The following is a 4,271-nucleotide window of genomic DNA, read 5'->3' as shown; positions in this document are numbered from 1 at the left end:
ATTGGCGTTTATTTTAATTTAATTAATTTAAGCGCTTATTATAAAAAAATATATTTAAACGGAGGCTTTTCATTATGAAAACAGCTAAAAAAGTATTATTATTTATCATGGGTTTAATGATTGTGAGCATGATTATTCTTCTTTCATGCAAGAACAGATACACGGGACCGGGCGACAAAGGTATATTTGAAGAAGGCAGTAGCGAAGAAACGGGAGAAAACGGCGGTGGCGATATCGGTTCTGGATTGCCTGCGGGTTATCTAACTCAAGATGAACAATATGAACCTATGAACCCAGATAGTAAAAAAGTAGTTTTATTTACGGGCGATAATTACAGAATACCAGCTTTGACTATTACGGCAAATAAAATGATACTTGCAGCGGTTGGCACTGGAACGGGACAAAATCATATTGCTATTAAAAGAAGTTCTGATATGGGGCAAACTTGGACTGAAGTTCAAGCTAATTATGAAGGTTTCAACGGTATGTATACCCATCCATTTTTTATTAATGGTTATGACGGTAGTGTTTTAATGGGAGTTGCGACTACTAATGCTACGAATAATAAAACTATTATTTATAAAAGCACGGATGATGGCATGAGTTGGAATAAGTTAACGGATATTGATACTAATAGTGTTAATAATGGTAATGTAGAAGTTTTCAACGGACATGTTACTTATGGACAAGGTATAACTTTAAGACATGGAAATAATGCAAATAAATTATTATTCCCGTATTTTTTTGGCACTAATGCTAAAGAAAATGGGTTCACGGCAACTATGTGTTCTACGGATGGCGGTCAAACATTTACACAACTTGGCGCACCTTATGGAAAGTTTACTTCACACGAAACTAAATTTATAGAACTTGCAAACGGAGATATATTGCTTAATGTAAGGGCTACAACTGGTCAGACATATTGGATGAAGTCTACTGATTGTGGGGAAAATTGGAATATTACAACTTCTGGCGGAACAGAAACCAGCGGTAATAATAATAGTGGTAAGCATGCTGATTTTACAAGATATGAATTCAATGGAAAAGACATTAAACTTGGAGGCGAGAAATATGCATTAAGCGTTATCTCTAAAAGGGATGAAACAGGTTATAATGTTAGAATGACTTTTAATGATTTTGGCGAAGGAGTAGGAAACTTTAATAATAAATATCTATATAATAAAGATTTTGCAACGAATGTTGGAGGAGATGGTTATCCCGCTATAACGGTTCTTCCAGACGGAACGATTGCTACTTTGACTGAAGAAACTGATGGTATAGTTTTCAGGAGATTTAATTTAAGCTGGCTTTCAAGCGTTGATGGAACGGAAGGCGGAGAAGATTATGTAGATTATGAACTTGACAATATAACTAAATAAAAAATCTATAAGGAGTATTTATGCGAAAGAGATATTTCACTATACCCTTAACCGTAATTGTAATAATTACGGGAATATGGGCATGTAAATACGGAGGCATAGGACCTGCTGGTATAGATTTGAGCGTTCTAAATAAAAAGAATAATGGTAATAACGGTGAGGAAAGCAGAGGTTTAGCTGACGGGCTTCTTGGATATAATGGAGAGATTACTTACGGAACAAATAAGAGAATAAATCCGTATATGGATGCAGCCATAGAGGTGTTTCCATTCCAACATGGAACGGCATATTATAGAATACCCGCTTTGGTTGTGACTACGAACGGAACTTTGCTCGCTTTTGCCGATAGAAGATACAATAATAGAGACGATTTGCCAAATAGAATAGAGGTTGAGGTTACAAGAAGCACGAATAACGGGGAAACTTGGTCGAAACGAATCAGAGTAACGCCAAGAAGCGTATCGAGTTCGGACGGTTATGGCGATACGGCTGCGGTAGTGGTTAGAAATAGCAATACCGTTTTAGCTTTCGTAGCCTCTCATACGGGATTTAGAGCTTCAAATCCGAATAAACCTATAGGAATTAATCTATTTAGAAGCACAGATGAAGGTTTAACTTGGCAAGGAGAGGATATAACATCTCAAATATACGGCGCTCAATGTAAAGACCCTGTAAGAAGCAAATGGCATGCGGCTTTCGTATCTTCTGGCGCTGGTATTCAACTGTCTACGGGAAGAATTCTATTCGTATTGAATGTTAGAGAAGATGGACAATGGAATGTCAAATTATTTAGAAACTATGTTATGTATTCCGATGACGGAGGCTATACTTGGTCTGTATCTAAAAATGCCCCAGTGAACGCTTATGGAGGAAACGAAGCTAAAATAGTTGAACTTGCGGATGGCAGATTATTGATGTCAGCTCGTCCAAGTAGCGGAAACAAGAGGATGCATGCCTATTCGAGCGACAGAGGCGAGACTTGGAGTGAAGCTACACAAAAAAGCGATGTTACGGTTGCGGGTTCTAACGGAGATATGATTTATTATACTTCCATTAAAAACGGATGGGATACGAATAGAATTATACACTTCATACCTACTGGCAATACTACCGTAACGGGCGAAGGACAGTATAATGGAAGATGGGGACCTGCAAATCCATACTTTTACTATAGCTATGACGATGGAAAAACTTTTGAAAAAAGTCAGGCTATTAGAAATGGGCAGCAAGCTGGCTATTCTTCTTTAGCCGTTCTACATGATGGAAGTATCGGCGTCCTATTCGAAGATAAATCTTGGGGAGGACCTATTAAATTTATGAGAGTAAACTTTGAATGGCTTACGAGAGGCAAAGATAAGGGACCTCAAAAGATTACGGCTGCTACTACGGAAGATGATAAAAAATAACTGAAAGGTTAATTGCATATTATGAAAAAGTTGATTACTATATTGTTTTTTATATTGATTTCAAATAAAGTATTCGGTTTCTACGGTGATGGAAGCGGAAGAAGTTTCATAGATTTCTTAATGGATAAAGACCAATTAAGATTTAGAACCGACCAAATGGGCTTTCTATACGACTGCGAAACGGATTACTTGAGGCTCGCTTTAGGAGTTACGGGAAGAACTTCGGGAATATTTTTCGATAACTTCACCAACGACTATAGCGAATCGGAAAAGTTAAGAATATACTTCAGACCCGCCGTTTCTTTGGCTTTAGGTTATAAATCCGACCTCATAAGCGTGGGAGGAGCTTATCAATTTAGATATATCGACACCAATTATATGGTTCATACTCCCGTCCTTATGCTTACCGCTATGGATAATACTTTAAGATTCAATATTCCAATAGCCGTAGGAATCGGAGAGAGAACGGTTAAGAATACTTTGATAATTTCGACCGCGGTTGAGGCAAGATATTATTTCCATAAGTTTATAGATTATTTCAGTCAGTTGAGACTCTATGTTTATTACGGTTATGCGAGGATGGGCTGGGCGCAAAAATTGTTTGACGAAGGCGTTGATGTGGACCCTAATAATAAGAATATTTTCAAAGAACAATCGTCTATAGGAGTGGATTTAAGAGCTTATTTCAATTTCCCGACTGCGAGCGGTTTGACGATAGAGCCTTATATCCGCGTGTTATATAGTCAGGCATTGGAAACTGTGGAGAATCAAAACGGTTATTTAAGAAGATATTCGGGCAATAACTTTGATGTTAATGCTTACGGATTTAACGCTGGTTCGCTTGGAATAGCTCCTGGGGAACAAGAGGAGTTTTCGGGAGGTTATGTGGCAAGCACGCCAGCTATACCGAGTCCGCAAGGTTTATTTGCCATAGAGGGAATATATCGAGTAGGAGTGGCTTTGCCCATAGGGTTTAGGGCTTCTTGCGAATATTACGGATTATATCTCGAGCCTTCTTTGAGTTTGACTATAATGGGCGGAAAAAGTATCTCTTTAATGAATATGAATAAGAAGGGACCTTTTTGCACATTCGGTTATGTGGTATATGCCGAATTATATTTGACCCCGAAACCAGAGATTGAGCTTTATTTAGAGTTTCAAACGGGAGGAGCGACAAGATGGGGCAATTTGGACCCAGCTTATAGCGATGGAACATCGTTGGTTATAAACGCTTCCGCTGGTATAGCTTGGTATTTCCAATAACTTAAATATGAGTATATAATACAAGGGCTATCTTTAAGTAGATAGTCCTTTTTTATTCTTTGACAAATTAAATTATTCTGTTATAATTACACTTATGAAAAGAAATAGAGAAATTGACAAACTGAATGATTTATTCGTCCGATATTTACTCGGCAAAATTGGAAATGAAAAAATGCTTGAAGATATGGTTAACGCCGCTTTAAGCGATTTCAATTTTGAAGAA

General features: G+C 37.6%; 3 protein-coding genes. All 3 read left to right on the top strand.

Annotated features, from left to right (window positions below; translation table 11 throughout):
• Positions 1-74 precede the first annotated feature (74 nt).
• Genes EZH24_RS07860 through EZH24_RS07850 form a run of 3 tightly spaced genes read left to right on the top strand, consistent with a single transcriptional unit; the run spans position 75 to position 4,048 of the window.
• On the top strand, positions 75-1,379 hold the full coding sequence (locus tag EZH24_RS07860) for a sialidase family protein (RefSeq protein WP_137998562.1): 1,305 nt from the start codon (positions 75-77) through the stop codon (positions 1,377-1,379).
• 20 nt (positions 1,380-1,399) lie between these two features.
• On the top strand, positions 1,400-2,785 hold the full coding sequence (locus tag EZH24_RS07855) for a sialidase family protein (RefSeq protein ID WP_137998561.1): 1,386 nt from the start codon (positions 1,400-1,402) through the stop codon (positions 2,783-2,785).
• A gap of 21 nt (positions 2,786-2,806) precedes the next feature.
• Entirely contained in the window at positions 2,807-4,048 is a 1,242-nt protein-coding gene (locus EZH24_RS07850; protein ID WP_137998560.1) for a variable surface family protein, read from the top strand.
• Positions 4,049-4,271: the final 223 nt, after the last annotated feature.

The organism is Brachyspira catarrhinii (genome assembly GCF_005518285.1).
Taxonomy (GTDB): domain Bacteria; phylum Spirochaetota; class Brachyspiria; order Brachyspirales; family Brachyspiraceae; genus Brachyspira; species Brachyspira catarrhinii.
Note: the sequence above shows the minus strand (reverse complement) of the source record. Positions and strands in the feature narration are given on the sequence as shown.

Bases quoted from the DNA above. Each gene is read 5' to 3' on its own strand.
- EZH24_RS07860 (WP_137998562.1), top strand. From the start codon at position 75: ATGAAAACAGCTAAAAAAGTATTATTATTTATCATGGGTTTAATGATT.
- EZH24_RS07855 (WP_137998561.1), top strand. From the start codon at position 1,400: ATGCGAAAGAGATATTTCACTATACCCTTAACCGTAATTGTAATAATT.
- EZH24_RS07850 (WP_137998560.1), top strand. From the start codon at position 2,807: ATGAAAAAGTTGATTACTATATTGTTTTTTATATTGATTTCAAATAAA.